The sequence below is a fragment of the Streptomyces sp. NPDC053542 genome (assembly GCF_044544685.1).
In the GTDB taxonomy this organism is placed as follows: domain Bacteria; phylum Actinomycetota; class Actinomycetes; order Streptomycetales; family Streptomycetaceae; genus Streptomyces.
On the sequence record NZ_JBITXL010000011.1, the window covers coordinates 205,025 to 228,910 of the forward strand.

Sequence of the window (23,886 nt, forward strand, 5' to 3'; positions counted from 1 at the left end):
GAAACATGATCTTCACGGACCGGATGCGGGCGCTCGCCGCCGACCTGCGCCTGTGGTTCGCGCCCGCGCGGATCCGCAACGAGGGATCCACCCCCGACTACCGCTTCTCGCTCGCCAACGAGCGCACGTTCCTGGCCTGGCTGCGCACGGCGTTCGCGCTGATCGGCGGCGGTTTCGCGGTCGATCAGTTCCTGCCGTCGCTGCACCAGACGGTGCGTACGGTCTTCACCGTGGCGCTGCTCGCGGGCGGCGCGCTGTGCGCCGTGCGCTCCGTCAGCCACTGGGTGCGCTGCGAGCGGGCGATGCGGCGCGGCGAGGACCTGCCCGCCTCCCGCTTCCCGTCCCTGCTGGGCGCGGGCGTCGGACTGCTGGCGGTGGCCATCGCGGTGGTCGTCCTGCTCGGCTGGACGCGCTGACCGTGGGCGGTACGGAGGGACGCCAGGAGGCCGTACGGGACCCGGGGCTGCAGCCCGAGCGGACCCGGATGGCGTGGCGGCGCACGACGCTGTCCTGCGCGGTGGCCGTGGTACTGGCCTGGCGTCAGGTGCTGCTCACCGGCGAACCCACCGGGACGGAGGTCGCCCTCGTCGCACTCCTGGTCCTCGCCGGCCTGGCCTTCCTCACCGCGGCCCACACCCGGATGCGCACCCTGACCGCCCCCGCCTCGGCAGGCCGCCCCCGCCCGATGACCACCCGCACGGCCCTCCTCACGACGGCCTGCACGCTGATACTGGTGGGCCTGGGCGCGGCAATCGCACTGTAGGCCCGGCCCCGGGCGGGCGCGGTACGCGAGGCTCACGCGTCACCGCACCCCAGCTCGCCGGGGCCTTCGTGTGACGCGCGGAACACCCCTCCTCCCCAACCGGTCCGCTCTGCCCTCTGGACGCCATACCGACTAGTCGGCATGATCGTGGACGGTCATACTCCACCGGTCAGCACACGGAGGCGCACGATGAGCAAGGACAATCCGCCCGGCCTCGATCTGGGGCGGCTCCGCGCCCACCTGGACCGGGAGTGCCCGGGACTGGTGGCGGGCCCGCTGAGCGCCGAGCTGGTCCAGGGCGGGCGGTCCAACCTCACCTACCGCGTCACCGACGGCACCGGGCACTGGGTCGTCCGCCGCCCGCCGCTCGGCCACGTCCTGGCCACCGCGCACGACATGGCCCGCGAGCACCGTGTCATCAGCGCGCTGCACGATACCCGGGTGCCGGTGCCGGAGACGCTGGCGCTCTGCCAGGACGAGGAGGTCATCGGGGCGCCGTTCTACGTGATGGAGCTCGTGGACGGCACTCCGTACCGCACCGCCGAACAACTGCGTCCGCTCGGCCCCGAGCGCACCCGCGACATCGTCCTCCGCCTCGTCGACACCCTTGTCGACCTGCACGCCGTCGACCCGGAGTCGGTGGGCCTGGGCGACTTCGGGCGGCCCGACGGGTTCCTGGAGCGGCAGCTGCGCCGCTGGGGCAAGCAGCTCGCCGCCTCCAGGAACCGCGACCTGCCCGGTATCGACGAACTCCACGAGGCGCTGGGCAGGAAGCTGCCCGACTCCCCCGCGCCCGCGATCGTGCACGGCGACTACCGCCTGGACAACGTCCTGGTCGGCGCGGACGACCGGATCGCGGCGGTACTGGACTGGGAGATGTCCACGCTCGGCGACCCGCTCACCGACCTGGGCCTGCTGGCCATGTACAGCGAGCAGGAGGAGTCCCCCGACTCGCCGGTCACCACGACCCGCAGCGCCCCGGGCCACCCGGAACCGGGCGAGCTGATCGAGCGGTACGCGGCCGGGTCCGGACGCGACGTCTCGCAGGTCGCCTGGTACACCGCGTTCGCGTACTTCAAGCTCGCGGTGATCCTCGAGGGCATCCACTACCGCTACACGCTCGGGCAGACCGTCGGCGCGGGCTTCGACCGGATCGGCGAGGTCGTGCCGCGCTTCATCGAGAACGGCCGCCGCACTCTCTCCACCCTGTCCCCCGTGAAGGAAGGCTGAGCACGCTCATGGACTTCGCATTCGACGCCCGCACGCAGGAGCTGCGCGAGAAACTGCTCGCGTTCATGGACGAGCACGTCTACCCCGCCGAGCAGGTCGCGCGCGAGCAGCGGGCCGCGCTCGCCTCGCCCTGGGACACCCCGGCGATCGTGGAGGAGCTGAAGGCGGAGGCCCGCAAGCGGGGGCTGTGGAATCTGTTCCTCCCCGACTCGGAGTACGGTGCCGGGCTCACCAACCTCCAGTACGCGCCCCTCGCGGAGATCACCGGCCGCTCCCCGCAGCTCGCGTCGACCGCGCTGAACTGTGCCGCGCCGGACACCGGCAACATGGAAGTACTCGCGCAGTTCGGCAACGAGGCGCAGAAGAAGCAGTGGCTGGAGCCGCTGCTCGCGGGCGAGATCCGCTCCGCGTTCGCGATGACCGAGCCGGAGGTGGCCTCGTCCGACGCCACCAACATCGAGACGCGCATCGAGCGGGACGGCGACGACTACGTCATCAACGGCCGCAAGTGGTACATCTCCGGCGCGATGAACCCGCTGTGCCAGATCTTCATCGTGATGGGCAAGACCGACCCGGACGGCGAGGACATCCGCCGCCAGCAGTCGATGATCCTCGTCCCGCGCGACACGCCGGGCCTGACGGTCAAGCGCGCGATGCAGGTCTACGGGTACGAGGACCACTCCCACGGCGGCCACGCGGAGGTGCTCTTCGAGAACGTGCGCGTCCCGGCCGCGAACCTCGTCGGCGAGGAGGGCGGCGGCTTCGGCATCGCCCAGGCGCGGCTCGGCCCCGGCCGGATCCACCACTGCATGCGGCTGATCGGCATGGCCGAGCGGGCGATCGAGCTGATGTGCAAGCGGGCGGTGGCACGTACCGCCTTCGGCAAGCCGCTCGCCCAGCAGGGCGTCGTCCAGGAGTGGATCGCGGACGCGCGGGTCGCCGTCGAGCAGCTGCGGCTCCTGGTCCTGAAGACGGCGTGGCTGATGGACACGGTCGGCAACAAGGGCGCGCACACGGAGATCCAGTCCATCAAGATCGCCACGCCGCGCACGGTCGTGGACATCATCGACCAGGCCGTCCAGCTGCACGGCGCGGGCGGCGTCAGCCAGGACTTCCCGCTCGCCGAACTGTGGGCCGGCGCCCGCACGCTCCGCCTGGCGGACGGCCCGGACGAGGTCCACCAGCGCTCCCTGGCCCGCCGGGAGATCAAGAAGTACCTGTAACCCGAACGGGTTGAGCGCGGCGAGCGTTCACAGCCCCTCACCTGGGTAACCCCCGAGGTGGGGGGCTGGGGGTCTGCGCAATCGGGGGCAGCGCCGCAGTCATACGAATCGGCCGCACCTACGGGCCCCGCGCACCCGGCGCCTTCCCTGCGCCCGCAGCGCCCGCAGTGCCCGCAGTGCCCGCAGTGCCCGCAGCAGAAGGTCCGCCCCTACGGCCGCAGCGCCCGCAGCAGAAGGTCCGTCCCTACGGCCGCAGCGCCCGCAGCAGCAGATCCGCCAGGTGGTCCGCGACCTCGCGGGGCGTGAGGGGCCCGCCCTCGCGGTACCACGTGCCGAGGTGGTGGACCGAGCCGAAGTGGTAATCGACGATCAGGTCGGCGGGGACCTCGGCGGTGAAGACGCCGGCGCGCTGGCCCTCTTCGATCAGGGCGCGGAAGCGCTCGTGGTAGCGGCGGCGCTCGGCGCGTACCTGCTTGTCCTTCTCCGGCGAGAGCTGGTGCATGGAGCGGAAGAAGATCTTCGTGTCGTCGAGGTTCTCGATGGTCGTGACGACCACGTCCGCGGCGGCGTCGCGGAGGCGCTGCTCCACCGGCGCGTCGGCGTTCGCGAAGTGGTCCAGGCGCTCCTGCTGGAGGCGGAGGACGCGCCCGTAGACCTCGTGCAGCAGATCGTCCTTGGAGCCGAAGTAGTGGTACAGGGCGCCCTTGGTGACGCCCGCCGCCTCGACGATCTCCTGGACCGAGGTCCGGTCGTACCCCTGCTCGGCGAAGAGCCGGGTGGCGGTGGCCAGCAGCCGCTGTGCCACGGGCTTCGTGCTCCCGTCCGTCGTGCCGGCCATCGCCCTCACCTGTCCTTCTCCGTACTCACGTACTCACGTGCACGTACTCACGTGCTGGTTCACCGGAGGCTAGCCGCGGTTGCGGAGCTCCCGTCGGAGGATCTTCCCACTCGTCGTCTTCGGCAGTTCGGGCAGGACCTCCACCTCGCGGGGATATTTGTACGCGGCCAGCCGTTCCTTGCAGTAGGCGGCCAGCTCGGCGGGGTCCGGGGACTGGCCGGGGCGGAAGCTGACGTACGCCTTGACCGATTCACCGCGGTAGGAGTCCGGGACGCCGACGACGGCCGCCTCGCGCACGGCGGGGTGGCTGTAGAGCACGTCCTCGACCTCGCGCGGCCAGACCTTGAAGCCGGAGGCGTTGATCATGTCCTTCTTGCGGTCGACGACGTACAGCCAGCCGTCGGTGTCCATGAAGCCGATGTCGCCGGTGCGCAGCTCGCCGTCGGGGATCGCCTCGGCGGTGGCGTCGGGGCGGCGCCAGTAGCCGGGGACGACCTGGGGCCCGCGGACGGCTATCTCGCCCTGTTCGCCGAAGGGCACGTCCCGGCCCTGGTCGTCGATGATCCGCACGACCGTGTCGGGGCCCGGCACGCCGACCGCGAGGGTGCCGGAGACCTTGTCGACGGGCGCCTCCAGCTGCGGCGGCACGCTGGCGCAGGGGGCCGTGCACTCGGTGAGGCCGTACCCGTTGCGGATGTACGGGCCGAAGTCCGCGCGGAACTTCTCGACCAGGGCGGGCGGCAGCGGGGCGCCGCCCGAGGAGATGGTGGTGAAGGAGGAGAAGTGGTCGCGGGTGACGTCCGGGTGGGCCATCAGGGCCATGTACGCGGTGGAGGGGCCGACGGTGAAGGCCGGGCGGTGCTCCAGGAAGGCGTCCAGGACGACGCCGGCCTCGAAGCGGTACGCCAGCGCCAGGGTGCCGCCGCCGGTGATGCAGGAGGCCAGCTCGCAGACCATGCCGGTGATGTGGAAGAGCGGCGCGAGTGCGAAGTAGGCGGCGCCGTCGGGGAGCCCGAGGCCGGTGCGCTGGCGTTCGGCGTTGTAGGAGATGTTGCCGTGGGTGTTGGTGGCGCCCTTGGGCGTGCCGCTGGTGCCCGAGGTGTAGCTGATCAGGGCGATGTCGTCGGCGGTGAGCTCGGGTACGTCGGCGGCGGGGCCGCGTCCCTCGTACGCGCGGGCGGTGGCGAGCAGGTCGTCGGCGCCCTCGCGCGGGCCGAGGCGCTCGCCGCGCAGTACGCGGGCGTCGTCTCTGGTCTGCAGGTCCCGTTCGCAGGCGGTCAGCGCGATGCGTACGGAGGGGGCGGCGGCCGCGGTCTCGCGGAGGAAGCCGTCCCAGGTGTGGTCGGCGCAGATCACGGCGGTGACCTCGGCATCGGTGAGGACGTGGGTCATCTCGCCGGACTTGTACATGGGGTTGACGGGGACGACGACGCCGCCCGCCTTCCAGACGCCGAAGAGCGCGAGGACGAAATGGGGAGTGTTCTGGAGCATGATCGCGGCGCGGTCGCCGGGGCGGAAGCCCTGGTCGCCGAGGTACGCGGCGATGCCGTCGGAGAGCGCGTCGGTCTCGGCGTAGGACAGCCGGCCGTCGAAGTAGGCCAGTGCGGTCCGGTCGGGGACCCGGCGGACCGCTTCCTTGAAGGCGTGCAGGGTGGAGGGGTGCGGGTGCACGGGGGCGCGCTGTGCCTCGTTCAGCTGCGACAGCCACGGCTTGTCCTGGTACGACGTCATCGGCGTGCGGCCCTTCTCTCTTCTCGTCCCGGTGGTGGGCGCGGTCGTCCCCGCCGCGCCGTACGGTGCTGTGCGCGTGCGCGCTGTTCAGGCGCCGGCGTCCGTGGCGGCGTCGAGCTTGCGCTGGAGGTGGTTCATGCCGCCGAGCCAGCGGTCGGGGTCGGCGGCGCGGGCGGCGTAGTAACCGGCGACCTCCGGGTGCGGCAGGACCAGGAAGCGCCGCTCGGTGATCGCCTCGAAGAGCGCGTCGGCGACGGCGGCGGGCTCGATGGCACCGGCGGTGAGGACGAGGTCGCCGGCGGACCCGGTGTTGCTGAGCATGTCCGTGCGGACGCCCTGCGGGCAGATGGCGTGCACGTCGATGCCGCGGTGCCGGTAGGTGGCGGAGAGCCATTCGGCGAAGGCGTACGCGGCGTGCTTGGTCACGCTGTACGGCGCGGAGCCGATCATGGTGAGCAGGCCGGCGGCCGAGACGGTGGCGACGAAGCGGCCGCTGCCGCGCTCCAGCCACTCCGGTATCAGCTCGCGCGCGGCCCGTACGTGGGCCATGACGTTGACGTCCCAGGCGAAGTCCCAGTCGCTGTCGGGGGCCTCGGGGCCGCCGCCGGTGCCCACGCCCGCGTTGGCGCAGAAGATGTCGATGCGGCCGCCGAGGGCCTCGCGGGCCGCCGGGACGATCGTCGAGGCGTCGCCGGGGAGCGCGATCGCGCCCAGCTCGGCGGCGGTGCGCTCGGCCTTCTCCTTGTCCAGGTCGTTGACGACGACCCGCGCGCCCTCGGCGGTGAAGCGGGCGGCGAGGGCGGCACCGATGCCGCCGCCCGCCCCGGTGACCACCACGGTCTTGTCCCGCACGGCTTCCACGTGTGTCTCCCTCGGCTCGACCGGCATCACGACCGAACGGCAGACTAACCAGTCGGTATGTGCGAAGGGAAGGGCCCGGCGCACCGAAGGGAAGGGCCCGACCCGCCCTGTGCGGTGCGTTCCCGTGCGGCCTCGCGCGCGTTAGCGTCACAGCACACGAACCCCGATCACGGAGGTGTGCGCATGGCCCTGTCCAGACGGAGCCTGCTGACGGTCACCGGCGCGATGACCGGCGTGCTCGCCGGTGCCCCGGGCACGGCGTCGGCGGCTCCCCCACCGTCCGCCGGCCGCCCGGTGCGGACCGGTTTCGACCGGCTCGCCGCCGACGGGTACGCGCTGCTCTCCGGGCAGCAGGTCGGCGTCGTCACCAACCCGACCGGCATCACCCAGGACGCGGCGCACCTCGTGGACGTGATGCACGCGGCCGGGAGCGTACGGCTGACCGCGGTGTTCGGCCCCGAGCACGGCTTCCGCGGCACGGCGCAGGCGGGCGGTTCGGAGGGGAAGTCCACCGACCCGGCGACCGGGCTGCCGGTGTACGACACGTACCAGAAGAGCGGCCGGGCGCTGGCGGACATCTTCACCGAGTCCGGGGTCGACACGGTCGTCTTCGACATCCAGGACGTGGGCGCGCGCTTCTACACCTACATCTGGACGCTGTACGACTGCATGGTGGCGGCGGCCATGGCGGGGAAACGGTTCGTCGTGCTGGACAGGCCGAACCCGGTGACCGGGCGCGAGGCGTCCGGTCCCGTGCTGGACAAGAAGTACGCCTCGTTCGTCGGCCGGGAGCCGATCGCGCAGGCGCACGGGATGACGGTGGCGGAGCTGGCGCTGCTCTTCAACGAGCGGTTCGTGCCCGCGGCGGCCGGCAAGGCGGTACGGCTGGACACCGTCCTGATGAAGGGCTGGCGGCGCGCCGATTTCTTCGACGCGACCGGGCTGCCGTGGGTGCCGCCCAGCCCCAACATGCCGACCCCGGACACCGCGCTGGTCTACTCCGGCACGTGCCTCTTCGAGGGCACGAACCTCTCCGAAGGGCGGGGCACGACACGGCCGTTCGAGCTGCTCGGTGCGGAAGGCATCGACCGGAAGTGGGCCGAGGCGGTCAGCGCCGAGCGGCTGCCGGGCGTCCGCTTCCGTGAGGCGTACTTCGCGCCGACGTTCTCCAAGTTCCAGGGGAAGACGATCGGCGGGGTGCAGCTGCACGTCCACGACCGGGCGGCGTTCGACCCGGTGCGGACCGGCATCGCGCTGCTGGTGACGGCGAAGAAGGTGTGGCAGCAGTTCGCCTGGCGCCCGGACAACGGGATCGACCGGCTCGCGGGCTCGGACAAGGTACGCACGATGATCGACGCGGGGGCCGGGACGGACGAGGTCGTCGGCGCCTGGCAGGCGGACCTCGCGAAGTTCCGTGCGCTGCGCGCCGGTTACCTGCGCTACCACTGAGCCGGGCCGCCCGCGCCGGAGCGGCCCTCGGCCGGGCCCGCCCAAGACAGCCGTCTCAGTAGCACAGCCGTCTCAGTAGCCGAGACCACACGTCCCACCTATTGACTGCCCCATACAACGACCGTGAGCATGCGGCTCGTGCACAGCGAAGCGACAGCAGAAGAGACCACGGCCGGACCCGCCGGCGGCGAGGGCAGCTCAGAGAGCCTGCGGCGGGTGGCCGTGGCGTCGTTCATCGGAACGGCCATCGAGTTCTACGACTTCTACATCTACGGGACCGCGGCCGCGCTCGTACTGAACCAGGCGTTCTTCCCGACCCTGGACCCGGTGAACGCCACCCTCGCGTCCTTCTCCACCTACGCGGTGGCGTTCGCGGCGCGGCCGCTCGGCTCGATCGTCTTCGGGCACTTCGGCGACCGGGTCGGCCGCAAGTCCGTCCTGGTCGTCTCGCTGCTGCTGATGGGCCTGTCCACGGCCTTCGTCGGGCTGCTGCCCGGCTACGCCACGCTGGGCATCTGGGCCCCGCTGCTGCTGATCCTGCTCCGCTTCGTGCAGGGCATCGGGCTGGGCGGCGAGTGGGGCGGCGCGGCGCTGCTCGCGGTCGAACACGCCCCGAAGAAGCGGCGCGGCCTGTACGCCGCCTTCCCGCAGCTGGGCCCGTCCGTCGGCTTCTTCGCCGCGACCGGCATCTTCTGGCTGCTGTCCGCCTCGCTGGACGACGCGGCCTTCCGGTCCTGGGGCTGGCGCATCCCGTTCCTGCTGTCGTTCCTGCTGGTCGCGGTCGGCCTGTTCGTCCGGCTGAAGATCAGTGAGACGCCGGTCTTCGCGAAGGTGATGGACGCGCAGGAGGCCAGCAAGGTCCCCACGCTGGACGTGATCCGCGGCCACTGGCGCGAGCTGCTGCTCGGCGCGGGCGGCATGATCATCGCGTACGGGCTGTTCTACACGGCCACGACGTACTGCCTCTCCTACGCGACCGGCACGCTCGGCATCTCCCGCAACACCATGCTGGCCCTGTCCCTGGTCGCCTGCCTCTTCCTCGCCGCCGGCACCTGGCTCGCCGCGACCCGCTCCGACGGCGCGGGCCGCCGCAAGCTCGTCCTGGCCGGCTGCGGCCTCGCCGTCGTCTGGGGCCTGGTCCTCTTCCCGCTGCTGGACACCGAGTCGCCGGTGCTGGTGGCCCTCGCCCTCGGCGGCGCGCTGTTCTGCATGGGCGTCGTCTACGGCCCGATGGGCGCCTACCTGCCCGAGCTGTTCTCCACCAGGGTCCGTTACTCCGGCGCCTCGCTCGCCTACAACCTCGGCGGTGTCCTCGGCGGCGCGGTCTCCCCGCTGATCGCCACCCGTCTGCAGGCCGCCTTCGGCTCCTCCTCCGTCGGCTGGTACGTCTCCGCGATGGCCGTGGTCTCCCTGCTGTGCGTGCTGGTGCTGCCGGAGACCAGGGAGCGCGAGCTGGCCTGACCCCGGCACTCCGGCGTTCGCCGTAGCGCTGCGTATGGCGGGAACGGCCGATGCGCAGGACGATGCGCTGCACGAGCGGCAGCTGAGGGGGTCGTCATGGCGGGTGTCGGGGTGACGCCGTACTGGGAACTGACGTTTGACACCGACGGGGACGTCGATCAGGAGCAGCGCGATGCCCTGCTTGCCGGGGTGCAGCGGGAGCGGCTGACCGATCTCGTGGTGTTCGCGCACGGGTGGAACAACGACCGGTCGCGGGCGACCCGGCTGTACACCCGTTTCTTCGAACCCTTCCCGGAGCTGCTGGCGGGCAGCCGGGCCCGGGTGGGGTACGCGGGCGTGATCTGGCCGGCGCTGCGCTTCACCGACGAGCCGATCCCCGACTTCGATCCCTCGCCGCCCACCGCGGCCGCTCCCCGCGCCGCCGCAGCCGCCGGCGAACCGGTACTGGAGGACTCCCTGCGGCGCGAGTTGGCGCAGGCGTTCCCCGGCCGGGAGATGGTGCTGGAGCGGCTCGCGCAGCTGCTGTCGGAGCGGCCGGACGCGCGCTCGGCGTTCGACGAATTCGCGCGGCTGGTGCGGGAGCTGGTCTCCGTCCGGCAGGACAGCCCGGACCTGCTGTTCGCCGCGGACAGCGGGGACGGCCTGCCCGCCATGCTGACCGACGACCCGCTGGAGGTCTGCGAGGTCTTCACGGCGGCGCTGCGGTCGGCGGGCGTGGCGGTGTGGCCGGGCGAGGACGTGGACGCCGAGCAGCGGCCGCTGTTCGGCGGCGGGCTGACCCGGACGTGGCACGGCGCCCGCGAACTGCTCCGGCAGGGCTCCTACTACGCCGTCAAGCGGCGCGCGGGGACGGTCGGCCGGCTGGGGCTGGGCCCGGTGCTCGGCCGGCTGGCGGACGCGGCGGCCGGGGTGCGGGTGCACCTTGCCGGACACTCCTTCGGCGCCCGGCTGGTCTCGTACGCGCTGCGCGGGCTGGAGCCGGACGCGCGGCTCGTGAAGTCGGTGACGCTGCTGGAAGGCGCCTTCTCGCACTATGCGTTCTCCCCGGAGCTGCCGCACGACCGGGCCCGCGCCGGGGCGCTGGAGGGCATGCAGGAGCGGATCGACGGCCCGCTGGTGAGCTGCTACTCCCGGCACGACGACGCGCTCGGCACGTTCTATCCGCTGGCGTCGAAGCTGGCCGGGGACTCCGCGAGCTTCCTCGGGCTGTTCGACCGGTGGGGTGCGATCGGGTTCGACGGCATCCAGGCGGTGGCGGGGACCCGGCGGCTCCGGCTGGGCGAGGAGCTGCCGACGTCGCCGGGGTGCGTGAACGTGGACGCCTCCGCCGTGGTCCGGCGCGGCGGGCCGCCGGCCGGCGCGCACAGCGACATCTGCCACCCGGAGCTGGCCCGGGTGATCCTGGAGGCGGGCCGGGTCGGCCGCGCCTGACGGCCGCGGTGCGCGCGGCCCGTACGACGGCCGCGGTGCGCTCAGCGCGTACAGCGGGTGCGGTGCGCGAAGCCCCCACAGCTCCGCGCACCGCACCGCTTTCCCGAACTACCGGCGGTGGCTCGGGAATTCCACCACCTGCTGGTAGGTGGGCCGGTTCTGCCAGCTGATCGGGTCGTGCGTGATGCCGCCGACCGCGCGCTGGATGATGGCGTCCGCGCACCACTGGTCACCGGCCTTGCAGGCGTCATCGCCCGGGTAGACCTGCTCGGCGGTCTTCGCGGCCGCCTCGCGCAGCGTGCTGACGAGGGTGTCGCGGCACGCGTCCACGTCGCCCTTGCCGCAGTACCGCTCGGCCAGGCCGCCGCGTACCTTCTCGCCGAGCACGGCGCGCAGGTCCTTGTCGGCGTAGGACCACCAGCCGTACTGGAAGGCGGAGCCGGCGTGGCTGCCGGTCGGCCCGTGCCCGGCCGAGGGCGACTCGTCGACGGCGATGTTGGACTTGAGCGCGTCGTAGAGGCCGTCCCCCAGGCCCGGCTCGAAGACCTTCTCGATCATCAGGGGCCACCAGGCGTCCATGATCCGCACGGCGTCGGAGTGGGCGTACGTCTTCGACCCCGGGCTGGTCTCGTGGCGCCGCGCCCCGTCCTTGCGCCACGCCTCCAGCTGCTGGACGGCGGTCCTGACCTTCGGGTCGTCGACCGGTGCCGAGCGCACCACCTTGAGCAGCTCCGGCAGGACGTCCTCACCGCGCAGGTCGGTGACGGCGGCCTCGCTCATCGCGCGGGTCAGGGAGGCGCGGGTGACGCCGCCGTCCCGTACGAGCTCCTTGACCCGGTCGTCGAGGAGGTTGCCGCGGTGCACGGAGCCGTTGCCGAAGCCTGCCGAGTCGTAGTCCTTGGCCTGCTTGTTGTTCCAGGAGATGTAGTAGTCCTGGCCGACGGACTGCGGGTGCTGAGCGGGCGGGGTGGTGTCGGAGGTGTTGGCCTTCGGGTCCCAGTCCTTCCACTCGTACGCCTTCTCGGCGCGTACGGGGAGGGACGGGTCGACGTCCGGGTTGCGGACGGGATTCAGGCCGCTGTTGTAGTACGCGACGTCCTTGGAGTCGGCGTAGAACCAGTTGAAGGCGTACCCGATGTGCTGGGCGGCCTTCTGGAAGGACTTGGCGTCCTGGACGTAGGACGGGTCGTTGAACATCTGGAAGCCGATGATGGAGTCGGCCTCGTGGCGGTAGGTGGAGCGCTGCGCGGTGTAGGCGACGGGCTTGCCCTCGAGGGTCGCGCGGTGCGTCACGACGCCGTAGTCGGTGCGGTAGACCTGCATCCGGTACGAGCCCGCGGCCGTGGGGTCGGCGACCGTCGGTTTCCAGGAGTTGGTGCGCTCCAGCTTCTCCATGGGCACGCACCGGCCGTCCTTGCGATAGGACGTGGAGTCCTTCGTGGGCTTGGAGCCGTCGGTGTTGCACAGCTCGATCGCGTAGGTGTCGGTGATGTCCTGGCTCGCGGAGGTGGCGCTCCACGCGTAGTCCTGGCCGCGGCCGAGCTGGACGTACATGCCGACGCCCGCGAAGGACGCGCCGCGGGCGCTGATGCCCGGGCCCTGGATCTCCTGGAGCATCAGCAGCTGCGGGGCGAAGTAGCCGGTCTGCGGCCCGAAGACGGCGACCGGGTGGCCGCTCGCGGTGTGCTTGCCGGAGACCAGCAGGGCGTTGGACATGCCACGGTGCTGGGTGGCGTCGAAGCTGCCCTTCGGGAGCACGCCGTCCTTGAAGACGCCTTCGAGGGGCTTGAGCTTCTTCGGGGTCTCCACGTCCGCCTGCGGCGGGTCGCTCTTGGCGGTGGCCGCGCCCTTCCGGTCGTACACCAGGGGTTCGGGCGTGACCGAGCCGCGGTCGGGCAGCGCCGTGCCCTTGGCGTTCTTCGGCTTGACCGCGTACGGGAAGGACTGGCCGTCGTGGAGCGTCATCGCGGCCTCGGGGTCGTTGCGTTCGCGGAAGGACTCCCAGACCTCGGTGCCCTTCTCGACGCCGTACTTCTGCTGCGCCTCCAGCAGCGCGAGGGCCTGCGGTACCTCGCCGCCGCCCCCGTTCCCGAACAGCCCGCCGACGACGGACGCGAGGGCGATCAGGTCGGTGAGCTCGAAGGGCTTGATCTCCCCGGCGTTGGTGACCGCGTCGACGTGCCCGGTCAGCACGTACTCGCCGGGGAAGTAGCGGCCCTTCTTGGACTTCTCGCGGTAGGCGTTGATGCCGTCGACGTACGCCTGGGCGTCCGCCATGGCCTGCTCGCCGCGCGGCCCGTTGTTCTTCCGGATCGACTCGACCTGGTCCTTCAGGTCCTGCTCGGTGTACGGGGCCTTCGGCCAGAACTCCTGCTCCAGGCCCTGGTTGGCGAGCGCGCCGCCGGCGAAGGAGGTCAGCTCGCCGCGGCCGATGTGCCGGAAGAGGTCCATCAGCCAGAGCCGGTCCTGGGCCGCGGCGTATCCGGCGCCGTACTCGGTGCCGTAGCGGGTGGTGCCCTTGATGTGCGGCACGCCCGTCTTCTTGTCACGGGTGATCGTGACGTCGTCGCGCGGCTGGGTGACCTTGCCGACCTGGTCCTCGGGGACGCCGAAGGAGGCGTCGTTGAAGAAGTTCTTCAGGGTGTCGTCGGTCAGCGACTGGTAGCCGCCGTTCAGGTCGTTGTACGGGCCGAGCTGGTCGGAGGCGTGCGCCGGCCGGGTGCCGAAGAGCTTGTTGCCGAGGATCTCGGCGAGGGTGGCATTGCCGTTCTCGCCGGGCGGCAGGATGTCGGCGCACTGGCCCTGGCAGTGGTCGGTGACGGGTGGGGGGTCCGCGGTGGCCGCCGCGGCGGGGAGGGGTGCCAGGGCGCTGGCCCCCAGGGCGCACACCGCTGCCACGGCGGCAGCGGCGCGTCCTCCGGTACGTCGTCGCATTCCTGCTCCTTGGGAGGCGGGTGCGCTGGACGTTACCGCCGGTAAGCGCGCGACGGAAGATGAACAACAGTCAACTTCTGTCCAACCCCTCCCTTTCCCCATGCGTCACCCCAACAACCCAGGTAACACCCCGCTTTCGTACGGCAGTTCGATGGATCCAGATGCCGTCCCGTTACGTCCATTCCATGTCCAGTCGGGTTCCTCCCCACGGAGGTGGGATGAATTGGCCGGTTTCAGAGCTCTCGCCGAGCAGGTCCGCAACCCCGGGCTCGTCGCGACCCAGCGGCGGACGGCGCTGCGCAAATGCCTCGAACGGTTCGCCCCGTACGGGCACCGGGCGACGTGGCATCACTTGTGCACCCGCGCGGGCATCGGGACGCAGGACCGCAACCCTGACCCGGGCAGGCTCATGGCCGCCCTGGCGGAACTGGAGGAGGCACGCAACCTCTGGCTCGCTTACGAAGAGGACTTCGCCGCTCGAAGGCGGCGTGAGAAGCACGAGGGCATCCGGCAGCCGGGCGCCCTGCACGAATGGCACCTGCGCACCTGGGGCGGGTGCGACATCGTGCCCTGCGAGTCACCGCACCGGCATCCGACCGCGCGCCTGGCCGAGGTACTGCGCCGGGTGATCGTGGCCATGGAGTCGGGCCGGCAGCGCGAGGACTGCCCGGTGTGCGGGGGCCGCCGCTTCGTCTGGCACACGGACGGGGCACACGCGGTGAACGGGCCGGTCTGCCAGGAATGCGGAGTAGTCACCCCGTCGGCGGTCCTGACCACCGCCACGCTCTCCGCCGCCCGGCGCGCCAACGCCGACCGGGCCTTCGCCGCGGCCTGAGCCACGCGGCAGCACGCGGCAACACAGGGCAGCACCAGGGGGAAACGGCGGGGCGCCGGGCGCGCACCTGCCGCATCAGGCGGACGTGGGACCGGACGCACCGGTACGGGGGACCCGCGCCGCCGACGGGCTGCCAACACATGGCGGTGATCTCGCACTTGAGGGCCTCTTCCCGCGAGTGCATGAACGTTGTACGTTCCCGAGCATGCTCCCGCTCGCCCGTTCCGCCACCGTCGCCCCGCCGGGCTGGAGCCGCTGGCTCGTCCCGCCCGCCGCGCTCGCCATCCACCTCGCCATCGGCCAGGCATACGCCTGGAGCGTGTTCAAGCCCCCGCTGGAGTCCTCGCTCGGCCTCTCCGGCACCGCCTCCGCGCTCCCCTTCCAGCTCGCCATCGTGATGCTCGGCCTGTCGGCGGCGTTCGGCGGCACGCTCGTCGAACGGCGCGGCCCGCGCTGGGCCATGCTCGTCTCCACCCTCTGCTTCTGCTCCGGCTTCCTCGTCGCCGCGCTCGGCGCCGCCACCCGCCAGTACTGGCTGGTCGTGCTCGGCTACGGCTTCATCGGCGGCATCGGCCTGGGCATCGGCTACATCTCCCCCGTCTCCACGCTGATCAAGTGGTTCCCGGACCGCCCCGGCATGGCCACCGGCATCGCCATCATGGGCTTCGGCGGCGGCGCACTGATCGCCTCGCCCTGGTCCAGCGGGCTGCTGGACGCGCTGGGCGCCGACTCCGCCGGCATCGCGCGGACCTTCCTCGTGATGGGCCTGGTGTACGCGGTGTTCATGTCGCTGGGCGTGCTGCTGGTCCGCGTACCACCGGACGACTGGCGGCCTCCGGGCACCGCGCCCGCCGCCACCGCGCCACGCGCCCTGGTCACCACCGCCCAGGTCTCCGCGCGCAACGCGCTGCGTACCCCGCAGTTCTGGTGCCTGTGGGTCATCCTCTGCATGAACGTCACGGCCGGCATCGGCATCCTGGAGAAGGCCGCGCCGATGATCGCGGACTTCTTCGCGGACACCGCGACGCCCGTGAGCGCGGCCGCCGCGGCCGGCTTCGTCGGCCTGCTCTCGCTGGCCAACATGCTCGGCCGGTTCGCCTGGTCCACCACCTCCGACCTGGTGGGCCGGAAGAACATCTACCGCCTCTACCTCGGCGTCGGCGCGCTGCTGTACCTCGTACTGGCGCTGTCCGGCGACGCCTCCAAGCCGCTCTTCGTCGCCTGCGCGGCCGTCATCCTGTCCTTCTACGGCGGCGGCTTCTCCACGGCCCCCGCGTACTTGAAGGACCTCTTCGGCACGTACCAGGTCGGCGCGATCCACGGGCGGCTGCTCACCGCCTGGTCCACCGCCGGCGTCCTCGGCCCGCTGATCGTCAACGCCATCGCGGACTCCCAGCACGCCGCCGGGCGCAGCGGCCCCGACCTGTACACCACGTCGTTCTTCATCATGATCGGCCTGCTCGTGATCGGCTTCGTCGCCAATGAGCTGATCCGGCCGGTGCATCCGCGCCACCACGAGCCGGTGCCGCCGCACCGTCAGGAAGCACAGGAAGAAGGAGCCGCCCGGTGACCGGCCGCCGCACCGCCCTGCTCGTCCTCGTCTGGCTGTGGGTCGGACTGCCCTTCGCCTACGGCCTGTACGAGTTGACGCTCAAGATGACGCAGCTGTTCACCGGGTAGTCCCGGGCCCGCTCCGCCCGTCCCGGGCCTCGCGGTCCACGCGCAGCCGCCGCGCGCCCGTGCCCTGCTCGCCGAGCTCGTCGTACGGGTTGGAGAGCGCGCACCGCTCCAGGGAGAGGCAGCCGCAGCCGATGCAGTCGGTCAGTCTGTCGCGCAGCTCCTGGAGCTGGCTGATGCGTTCGTCCAGCTCGCTGCGCCAGGCTTCGGAGAGCCGGGCCCAGTCCTCGCGGTTGGGCGTGCGCTCCTCCGGCAGCTCGGCGAGCGCGTCCCGGATCACCGCGAGCGGGATGCCGACGCGCTGCGCCGCCCGGACGAACGCGACGCGGCGCAGCGCGTCACGGGTGAACCGGCGCTGGTTGCCGGCCGTCCTGGTGCTGCTGATCAGTCCCTTGGACTCGTAGAAGTGCAGGGCGGAGACCGCGGCGCCGCTGCGCGCCGAGAGCTGGCCGACGGTGAGTTCGTGGACCTTACGGGAAAGCTGGGGCACGTCCGCCAGCCTAATCGGAACAGCCGTTGACAGCGGAGGATCCGCACAGCAAGCTGAGCAAGCGCTTAGTCGATCAGGAGGACACGGACATGGCAGACCCCCGAGTGTTTGGATCGCTGGACGAGCTGCGTGCCGCGGTCGGCGAGGAGCTCGGCCCGAGCGACTGGCTGGAGGTCGACCAGAAGCGGATCGACCTGTTCGCCGACGCCACCGGCGACCACCAGTGGATCCACGTCGACCAGGAGAAGGCGAAGGACGGGCCGTTCGGCACGACCATCGCGCACGGCTACCTCACGCTGTCGCTGCTGCCCGCGCTCGTACCGCAGCTGATGCGCGTCGACAACGTCAAGATGGGCATCAACTACGGCACCAACAAGGTGCGTTTTCCCTCTCCCGTGCCGGTCGGCTCGCGGGTGCGCGCGACCGCGAAGATCGCCGAGGTGACCGAGGTACCGGGCGGCGTGCAGCTCACGACGGCGGTCACCGTGGAGCGCGAGGGCGGCGACAAGCCGGTCTGCGTCGCGGAGTCGGTCAGCCGGTTCTACCTGTAAGGCGCACAGCGCTCACGGGCGTCGGGCGCCCACCATGCCCAGGACCAGGTCGGCGTAGAGCTCGCCGACCTGGTCGGGCGTGCGCTTGCCGTCCGCGGTGAACCAGCGGGCGACGTCCACGCAGAGCGAGAGCACCGCCAGGGTCGTGCCGGGCACGTCCCGCACGGTGAACTCCCCGGCGTCCGCGCCGTCCTGGATGATCTCCCGCAGCAGCCGGTCGGTCTGCCGGCGCAGGTCCGCGATCTCGGCGTAGTGCTCCTCGCTCAGCGCCTTCAACTCGTACTGGATGATGCGCGCGGTCGTGTGCCGCTCGGCGTGCCAGCTGGCGAAGGCGCGTACCGCACAGCACAGCCGGTCGGCGGCCGTGCCCTCGGCGCCGGCCGCGGCCGCCATGATCTTCAGCGCCCGCTCGTGGCCGGTGACGCTGATGCGGTAGAGCAGCTCTTCCTTGGTCTTGTAGTGGATGTAGAGCGCGGCCGGGCTCATGCCGGCCCGCCCGGCGATGTCACGGGTGGTCGTGGCGTGGTAGCCGCGCTCCGCGAACGCCTCGACGGCGGCCCCGACCAGCCGCTGGGCCGCGTCCGGCGCCACCTCGGCCCATTCCCCTGCGGCCTCGTCCGCCCGCTCGGCTCCCATCGCGCACTCCGATCCTGCGGTCCGCCGCGGTCCGTCCGCGGCGGGCCATCAGATCGAACACCATACTCCAGAACTGAGCAAGCGCTTAGGAGCTGCGCGCCTCGGAGGCGCGTTCCGGCCGGAACACGGGGCTCCGGTCAGAACGCGGAAACTCCCGTCAGCGCGCGCCCGATGACCAGCTTCTGGATCTGACTGGTGCCTTCGTAGAGCGTCATCACCCGGGCGTCCCGGACGAGCTTGCCGACCGGGTACTCGTCGATGTAGCCGTATCCGCCGAAGACCTGCAGGGCGTTGTTGGCACAGCGTACCGCCGCCTCGGAGGCGAACAGCTTCGCCTTGGACGCCTCGGTGACGAACGGCTTCCCGCGGTCGATGAGGTCGGCGACCCGCCAGGTCAGCAGCCGGGCCGCGTCCACGTCCAGCGCGATGTCGGCGAGCAGCTCCTGGACGAGCTGGTGGTGGGCGATGGACTTGCCGAACTGGTCGCGCTCACCGGCGTACCCGACCGCCGCGTCCAGCGCCGCCTGCGCGATGCCCACGCAGCCGGCCGCGACCGACATCCGGCCCTTGGCCAGCGCGGACATGGCGACGGAGAAGCCCTTGCCCTCGGGGGCGATCATCGCGGAGGCCGGCACCCGTACGTCCTCCAGGACCAGCTCGGCGGTGGCCTGGCCGCGCAGCCCCAGCTTGCCGTGGATCTCGCGGCGGGTCAGGCCCGGGGTGTCGGTGGGGACGAGGAAGGCGCTGACGCCCTTGTGGCCGCTCTCGACGCTGCCGGTACGGGCGAAGAGCAGCACCACGTCGGCCCAGGTGCCGTTGGTGATGAACATCTTGGTGCCGTTGATCACCCACTCGTCGCCGTCGCGCACGGCCTTGGTGGTGAGGTTGCCCGCGTCGGAGCCGGTACCGGGCTCGGTGAGGCCGAAGCAGCCGAGGGCCTCGCCGGAGGTGAGCCGGGGCAGCCACTGCTGCTTCTGCTCCTCGCTCCCCCAGGCGGCGATGGACTTGGCGACCAGGCCGAGCGAGACGGAGACGATGCCGCGCACGGAGGAGTCGCCGCGCCCCAGCTCCTCGGTGACCAGCGCGTACGCGAAGTGGTCGCCGCCGGAGCCGCCGTACTCCTCCGGGATCGTCAGCCCCAGGAAGCCCAGGTCGCCCATGGTCTTCACGATGCCGCGGTCGACCTGCTCGGCGCGGTCCCACTCCGTGACGTGCGGGGCGACCTCGCGGTCGACGAAGTCCTTGGCGAGCTGCCGGACGGCGGCCTGCTCCGCATTGAGTTCGAGGTTCATGATGCGTCTTCCTCTGGGCCTTAATTATCACTGCTAGTTTTCTGCGGCGACCTCTACTATGTGCGTCATGGCCCGACCCCGCAAGCCCCTGCTGAGCCGTGACCGCATCGTCACGGCGGCCCTCGCGCTCATCGACGAGGAAGGACTGCAGGCGCTCTCCACCCGGCGGCTCGCCGCCGAGCTCGGGGTGAGCGGCCCCTCGCTGTACAACCACTTCACGACCAAGGACGAGATCCTGGACGCCGCGGCGGACATGGTGATCGCCCAGGTCGACGTCTCCGGATTTGGCCCGGACGGGGACTGGCGGCGGGGGCTGCTGGAGTGGGCCCGCTCCTACCGCGCGGCGCTCGCCGCGCACCCGAACTTCGTGCCGTTCCTCGCCCAGGGACCCGGCCGCCGCCCGGCGGGCCTGAAGATGGCCGACGCGGCGTTCGGCGGCATGGTCGAGGCCGGCTGGCCGCCCGCGCAGGCCACCAAGGTGTGCGCGATGGTCCGGTACTTCGTGGCGGGCTCGGCGCTGGGCTCCTTCGCCCGCGGTTTCGTCGACGACGCGGCCGCCTACGACCCCGCGGACTACCCGCACCTCGGCCAGGCCCATCTGCTCGCCGAGCACCAGCAGCAGGTCGACGAGGGCGCCTTCGAGTCCGGCCTGCGGGCCCTGGTCGACGGGCTCGCGCTGCAGTACCAGCCGGTCTCCTGACCGGACCCCTCTCAGTACGTCACACCTCCCTGTGAGGCGTGCGTAACACATCAGTAATATCCGGTCGTCCGTTACGCACCGCGTGTGACAGGAGACCCATGTGAACCAGCCGATACCCGTCCGGCGTCCCTACGCCTTCCTGCTGGGCGTCCTGCGCGGCCAGGCACAGGTCGACTTCCTGTCCAGCGCCCTGGCCGGGGTGGTCTTCACGGTCGCGCTCTGCGCGGCGGGATGGGAGTACGGGGCGTACGGGCTGGGCGGCGCCGCGCTGGGCGCCCTGACGGCACAGGCGCTGGGGGTCGCCGGCGACCGGGTCACCGCGGGCCTGGAGGGCTTCAACTCCTGCCTGGTGGCGGTGGGTTTCGCCGCGTTCCTGGGCGCGGGCCACCTCTCCACCGCGTTACTGGCGGCAGGCGGCTGCGTGGTCGTCACCGTGCTCACCGGGGCCGCCGGCACGCTGCTGCGGCCGTGGAACCTGCCCACCCTGACCCTGCCGTACTGCGTCACCGCCGGCGCCATGACCATCGCGGCGCCCGGCTTCGTCCGCGTCTGGCACCAGGGCCCCGGCCTGGCCACGCTCGCCCGCCCGGCGTCCGGCCCGACCGCGCTCACCTGGCCCGACCTCTGGCACGCCTTTTTCTCGAACATCGCCCAGATCTTCTTCATGCCGCAGTGGTACGTCGGCGCGCTCTTCCTGCTCGGCATCTTCGTCGCCGACCGCCGGCTGGGCGCGCTGGCCTGCCTGGGCAGCGCGGTGGGCATCGCGGCGGCCTGGCTGCTGGGCGCGCCCGCCGGGCAGATCGCCGACGGCGGGATGGGATACAACGCGGTACTCGTCACGATGGCGCTGGGCGGCGTCTTCCTGGCCACCGACCGCTGGTCGCTGGCGTACGCGGTGACCGGCGCGACCGCGGCGACCATCCTGACCCCGGCGATCGCGGCGCTCTTCGCGCCGTCCGGCGGGCACACCTTCACCTGGCCGTTCGTGCTGACCACGCTGGCGTTCCTGGTGGCGGTGCCGGCCTTCCCGCGGCTGCGGAAGGCCGGCGAGCCGGAACCCGTCGCGGCGGCGGGCGGCGCTACTCCGCCGGCCGCGGCCGCGTAGCCGGGACCGCGGCGGGCGCCGCCGCCTCCGCGGCCGCCCGCTTGGCGCGCTTGGCGAGTACCGCGATGGAGCCCAGGGCGATCACCGCGAGCACCATGATGTAGCCGGAGACCGCCATCGAGGTGCCGCTCGCCTCCAGCAGCAGGACCATCAGGAAGGGCGCCAGGCCGCCGCCCAGGACGGCGCTGATCTGGTAGCCGAGCGAGGCCCCCGTGTAGCGCATCTCCGCCGAGAACAGCTCGGCGAACAGTGCGGCCTGCGGCCCGTACATGATGCTCAGGAAGCAGCTGGCGACGAAGGTGCCGACGGCCAGCAGCGCCAGCGAGGCGGTGTCGATCAGCAGGAACATCGGTATCGCCCAGACCAGCAGGCCGATCGCGCCGAGCGTGTAGACGCGCAGCCGGCCGATCCGGTCCGAGAGCGCCGCCGCGGCCGGGATCAGGGCGAGCTGGGTGAGGCTGACCAGGAGGGAGACGGTCAGCACGGCCGTGCGCTGCATGGCCAGCTCGCGAGTGGCGTAGTCCAGTACGCCGGTGATCAGGATGTAGAACGTCGCCGTGTTCACCGTGAAGCTGCCGCCGGCCAGCAGGACCGTGCCGAGGTGGTGGCGGAGGATCGAGCGCAGCGGCGAGCGCTGGGCGTTCGCCTGCTTCTCGGCGGCGGAGAGCTGCTGTTCGGCGGCGCGGAATTCGGGCGTCTCCTCGACGCGGGTGTGGATGTACCAGGCGAGGATCAGCACGAGGACGCCGACGAAGAAGGGCAGCCGCCAGCCCCAGGAGGCGAAGCCCGCGTCGCCGACGACCGCGCCGGCCACCAGGAAGACGGTGTTGGCGGTGACCACGCCGATCGGCACGCCGAGCTGGACCAGCGAGCCGTACAGCCCGCGCTTGCCCTCGGGGGCGTACTCGGTGGCCATCAGCATCGCGCCGCCCCACTGGGCGCCGACCGCGATGCCCTGCACGATGCGCAGCAGCACCAGGAGGATCGGCGCGGCGATGCCGATCGTCTCGTACGTGGGGAGCAGGCCGATGCCGGTCGTGGCCAGGCCCATCAGGGTCAGCGCCAGGACGAGCATGGGCTTGCGGCCGCGCTTGTCGCCGAGCTGGCCTGCGATGACGCCGCCGATGGGTCTGGCGAGGAAGCCGACGGCGAAGGTCGCGAACGCGGCGAGCACGCCCGCGACCTGGCTCCCCGAGGGGAAGAAGGCGTGGCCCAGTACCAGGGCCGCGGCGATGCCGAAGACGAAGTAGTCGTACCACTCGACGGCGGACGCCAGCGCGGCCGCGGTGGCCACCTTGCGGCGGTGCCGGGCCGAGGGCGGGGCGGGGGCGGTGCTCGGTGTCGCGGAGGAGGCGGAATTCATGCGTGCACGCTCCGAGGGAGGCGGGTTACCGGGGGGCGGCGCCGTGATGTCGGGTGACCGTACCGACCGGCTGGTACGGCGTCAACGGAGTGCGCAACAGGAGTTTTTACCGGCGGACGGTACGGGCTTTGCCCAGCTGAGCGGGGTGTTTCCGGGCATGCCGAAGACCCCGGGGGCGGCCGCCCCCGGGGTCCTGGCGCGCCGCCTCAGTACACGATCAGCGCGCGGCCTCCCTTGCCCGCGAGCATGGCGTCGAAGGCGGCCGGGATGCCCTCCAGGCCGATCCGCTCGGTGACCAGTCCGGACAGGTCCAGGGCGCCGCTGCGGACGTGCTCGGCGATCACCGGCAGGTCCTTGGCCGGGTCGCTGTTCCCGTAGACGCAGCCGGAGAGGGTGCGGCCGAAGTAGAAGAGCTCCAGCGCGGAGAAGGTGACCTGCTGGTCCTGGCCGCCCACGCCGACGACCGTCGTGCGGCCGCCGCGGCGGGTCGAGGACCAGGCGGTACGGATCGTGTCGGCGCGGCCCACGCATTCGAGGGCGACGTCGGCGCCGACGCCGCCGGTGAGCTTGCGGATGGACTTCGCCGTGTCGTCCGCCGCTACCAGGAAGTCCGTGGCCCCCGCCGCGCGCGCCAGCTCCTCCTTCGCCGGGGAGACGTCGACGGCGATGATCGGGCCCGCGCCCGCGATCCGCGCGGCCTGGAGCGTGGCGAGGCCGACGCCGCCGACGCCGAAGACGACAACCGACTCCCCCGCGCGGACCTGCGCGGAGTTGTGCACCGCGCCCCAGCCCGTGAGGACCGCGCAGCCCAGCAGCGCGGCCTCGGTGAGCGGTACGCCCGCCGGAAGCGGCAGCGCGGCGTTGGCCGCGACCACCGTTTCCTCGGCGAACACGGCCGTACCGAGGCCCGGGTACAGCTCGCTGCCGTCCGCCCGGGTGGCGTACGGCTTCGCGGCGGCCGCGGCCGAGTTGGCGCACAGCCACACCTCGCCCAGCCCGCAGAAGTGGCACGCGCCGCAGGACGGCGCCCAGTTGAGGACGACCGGGTCGCCGGGCGCGAGGCCGGTGACGCCCTCGCCGACGGCGGTGACGGTGCCCGCGCCCTCGTGGCCGAGGACCGCGGGGACGGGCTGCTTGAGCGTGCCGTTGGACAGCGACAGGTCGGAGTGGCAGACCCCGGCCGCGGCGAGCTTGACCCGGATCTGGCCGGGGCCGGGGTCGGGCAGCTGGATCTCGGCGATCTCCAGCGGGGCGTTGACGGCGGGCAGTACGGCAGCGCGGACCACGGTGCGGTCTCCTCGGTGGGGAGTGCGGTG

General features: G+C 72.0%; 21 protein-coding genes. 12 read left to right on the forward strand and 9 right to left on the reverse strand.

The genetic code is table 11. The features are described from left to right. Nucleotides 1-5 precede the first annotated feature (5 nt). The 4 genes from ACIGXO_RS28560 (at nt 6) to ACIGXO_RS28575 (ending at nt 3,216) form a co-directional block, all read left to right on the forward strand. A complete protein-coding gene (locus ACIGXO_RS28560) occupies nt 6-416 on the forward strand; it encodes a DUF202 domain-containing protein (protein WP_351595495.1) in 411 nt (136 codons plus the stop codon). Between the two features lie 2 nt (nt 417-418). Further along, complete coding sequence (locus tag ACIGXO_RS28565) at nt 419-763, forward strand: DUF202 domain-containing protein (protein ID WP_399792487.1); 345 nt, start codon at nt 419-421, stop codon at nt 761-763. Between the two features lie 189 nt (nt 764-952). Continuing rightward, complete coding sequence (locus ACIGXO_RS28570) at nt 953-1,993, forward strand: phosphotransferase family protein (protein ID WP_399792489.1); 1,041 nt, start codon at nt 953-955, stop codon at nt 1,991-1,993. Between the two features lie 8 nt (nt 1,994-2,001). Continuing rightward, nucleotides 2,002-3,216 carry an acyl-CoA dehydrogenase gene (locus ACIGXO_RS28575; protein WP_399792491.1) on the forward strand — a complete coding sequence of 405 codons (1,215 nt, stop codon included), beginning with the start codon at nt 2,002-2,004 and terminating at the stop codon, nt 3,214-3,216. A 244-nt stretch (nt 3,217-3,460) separates the two neighbouring features. On the opposite strand, the gene ACIGXO_RS28580 is transcribed toward ACIGXO_RS28575, so the two are convergent. The 3 genes from ACIGXO_RS28580 to ACIGXO_RS28590 all read right to left on the reverse strand — a co-directional run bounded on the left by ACIGXO_RS28580 (nt 3,461) and on the right by ACIGXO_RS28590 (nt 6,646). Beyond that, nucleotides 3,461-4,054 carry a TetR/AcrR family transcriptional regulator gene (locus ACIGXO_RS28580; RefSeq protein ID WP_399792493.1) on the reverse strand — a complete coding sequence of 198 codons (594 nt, stop codon included), beginning with the start codon at nt 4,052-4,054 and terminating at the stop codon, nt 3,461-3,463. A gap of 69 nt (nt 4,055-4,123) precedes the next feature. Continuing rightward, complete coding sequence (locus tag ACIGXO_RS28585; protein WP_399792495.1) at nt 4,124-5,785, reverse strand: AMP-binding protein; 1,662 nt, start codon at nt 5,783-5,785, stop codon at nt 4,124-4,126. A gap of 87 nt (nt 5,786-5,872) precedes the next feature. Beyond that, a complete protein-coding gene (locus tag ACIGXO_RS28590; RefSeq protein ID WP_399792498.1) occupies nt 5,873-6,646 on the reverse strand; it encodes an SDR family oxidoreductase in 774 nt (257 codons plus the stop codon). Between the two features lie 183 nt (nt 6,647-6,829). On the opposite strand from ACIGXO_RS28590, the gene ACIGXO_RS28595 reads away from it, so the two are divergent. The 3 genes from ACIGXO_RS28595 (at nt 6,830) to ACIGXO_RS28605 (ending at nt 10,987) form a co-directional block, all read left to right on the forward strand. Beyond that, on the forward strand, nt 6,830-8,095 hold the full coding sequence (locus ACIGXO_RS28595; protein WP_399792500.1) for an exo-beta-N-acetylmuramidase NamZ domain-containing protein: 1,266 nt from the start codon (nt 6,830-6,832) through the stop codon (nt 8,093-8,095). A gap of 129 nt (nt 8,096-8,224) precedes the next feature. Continuing rightward, nucleotides 8,225-9,556: an MFS transporter gene (locus ACIGXO_RS28600; RefSeq protein WP_399792732.1), complete on the forward strand. Its 1,332-nt coding sequence runs from the start codon at nt 8,225-8,227 to the stop codon at nt 9,554-9,556. Between the two features lie 96 nt (nt 9,557-9,652). Next, on the forward strand, nt 9,653-10,987 hold the full coding sequence (locus ACIGXO_RS28605; RefSeq protein ID WP_399792502.1) for a serine-threonine protein kinase: 1,335 nt from the start codon (nt 9,653-9,655) through the stop codon (nt 10,985-10,987). Between the two features lie 108 nt (nt 10,988-11,095). Here ACIGXO_RS28605 and ACIGXO_RS28610 read toward each other — a convergent pair whose 3' ends face one another. After that, the gene (locus ACIGXO_RS28610) at nt 11,096-13,921 is read right to left on the reverse strand and encodes a penicillin acylase family protein (RefSeq protein ID WP_399792504.1); all 2,826 of its coding nucleotides are present in this window, start codon (nt 13,919-13,921) and stop codon (nt 11,096-11,098) included. A gap of 223 nt (nt 13,922-14,144) precedes the next feature. Between ACIGXO_RS28610 and ACIGXO_RS28615 the strand changes: the two genes are divergently transcribed. After that, nucleotides 14,145-14,756, forward strand: a complete 612-nt coding sequence (locus ACIGXO_RS28615; RefSeq protein ID WP_399792506.1) for a hypothetical protein — start codon at nt 14,145-14,147, stop codon at nt 14,754-14,756. 205 nt (nt 14,757-14,961) lie between these two features. Next, nucleotides 14,962-16,326, forward strand: a complete 1,365-nt coding sequence (locus ACIGXO_RS28620; RefSeq protein ID WP_399792508.1) for an OFA family MFS transporter — start codon at nt 14,962-14,964, stop codon at nt 16,324-16,326. Between the two features lie 99 nt (nt 16,327-16,425). On the opposite strand, the gene soxR is transcribed toward ACIGXO_RS28620, so the two are convergent. Beyond that, nucleotides 16,426-16,923, reverse strand: coding sequence for a redox-sensitive transcriptional activator SoxR (gene soxR, locus ACIGXO_RS28625; RefSeq protein ID WP_399792510.1), 498 nt, complete (start codon nt 16,921-16,923; stop codon nt 16,426-16,428). Between the two features lie 89 nt (nt 16,924-17,012). On the opposite strand from soxR, the gene ACIGXO_RS28630 reads away from it, so the two are divergent. After that, nucleotides 17,013-17,474, forward strand: a complete 462-nt coding sequence (locus ACIGXO_RS28630) for a MaoC family dehydratase (RefSeq protein WP_399792512.1) — start codon at nt 17,013-17,015, stop codon at nt 17,472-17,474. 12 nt (nt 17,475-17,486) lie between these two features. Here the strand turns inward: ACIGXO_RS28630 and ACIGXO_RS28635 are convergent, their stop codons facing one another. After that, entirely contained in the window at nt 17,487-18,110 is a 624-nt protein-coding gene (locus ACIGXO_RS28635; RefSeq protein ID WP_399792514.1) for a TetR/AcrR family transcriptional regulator, read from the reverse strand. 137 nt (nt 18,111-18,247) lie between these two features. Continuing rightward, entirely contained in the window at nt 18,248-19,402 is a 1,155-nt protein-coding gene (locus ACIGXO_RS28640; RefSeq protein WP_399792516.1) for an acyl-CoA dehydrogenase family protein, read from the reverse strand. Nucleotides 19,403-19,469: 67 nt separating this feature from the next. Between ACIGXO_RS28640 and ACIGXO_RS28645 the strand changes: the two genes are divergently transcribed. Both ACIGXO_RS28645 and ACIGXO_RS28650 read left to right on the forward strand, forming a co-directional pair. Next, on the forward strand, nt 19,470-20,102 hold the full coding sequence (locus tag ACIGXO_RS28645) for a TetR/AcrR family transcriptional regulator (protein WP_399792518.1): 633 nt from the start codon (nt 19,470-19,472) through the stop codon (nt 20,100-20,102). Between the two features lie 100 nt (nt 20,103-20,202). Continuing rightward, on the forward strand, nt 20,203-21,207 hold the full coding sequence (locus ACIGXO_RS28650) for an urea transporter (RefSeq protein WP_399792520.1): 1,005 nt from the start codon (nt 20,203-20,205) through the stop codon (nt 21,205-21,207). On the opposite strand, the gene ACIGXO_RS28655 is transcribed toward ACIGXO_RS28650, so the two are convergent. Together ACIGXO_RS28655 and ACIGXO_RS28660 are read right to left on the reverse strand one after the other, a co-directional pair. After that, the gene (locus tag ACIGXO_RS28655; protein WP_399792523.1) at nt 21,182-22,570 is read right to left on the reverse strand and encodes an MFS transporter; all 1,389 of its coding nucleotides are present in this window, start codon (nt 22,568-22,570) and stop codon (nt 21,182-21,184) included. The two genes, ACIGXO_RS28650 and ACIGXO_RS28655, sit on opposite strands and share 26 nt — an antisense overlap. A gap of 206 nt (nt 22,571-22,776) precedes the next feature. Continuing rightward, entirely contained in the window at nt 22,777-23,856 is a 1,080-nt protein-coding gene (locus ACIGXO_RS28660; protein ID WP_399792525.1) for a zinc-binding dehydrogenase, read from the reverse strand. Nucleotides 23,857-23,886: the final 30 nt, after the last annotated feature.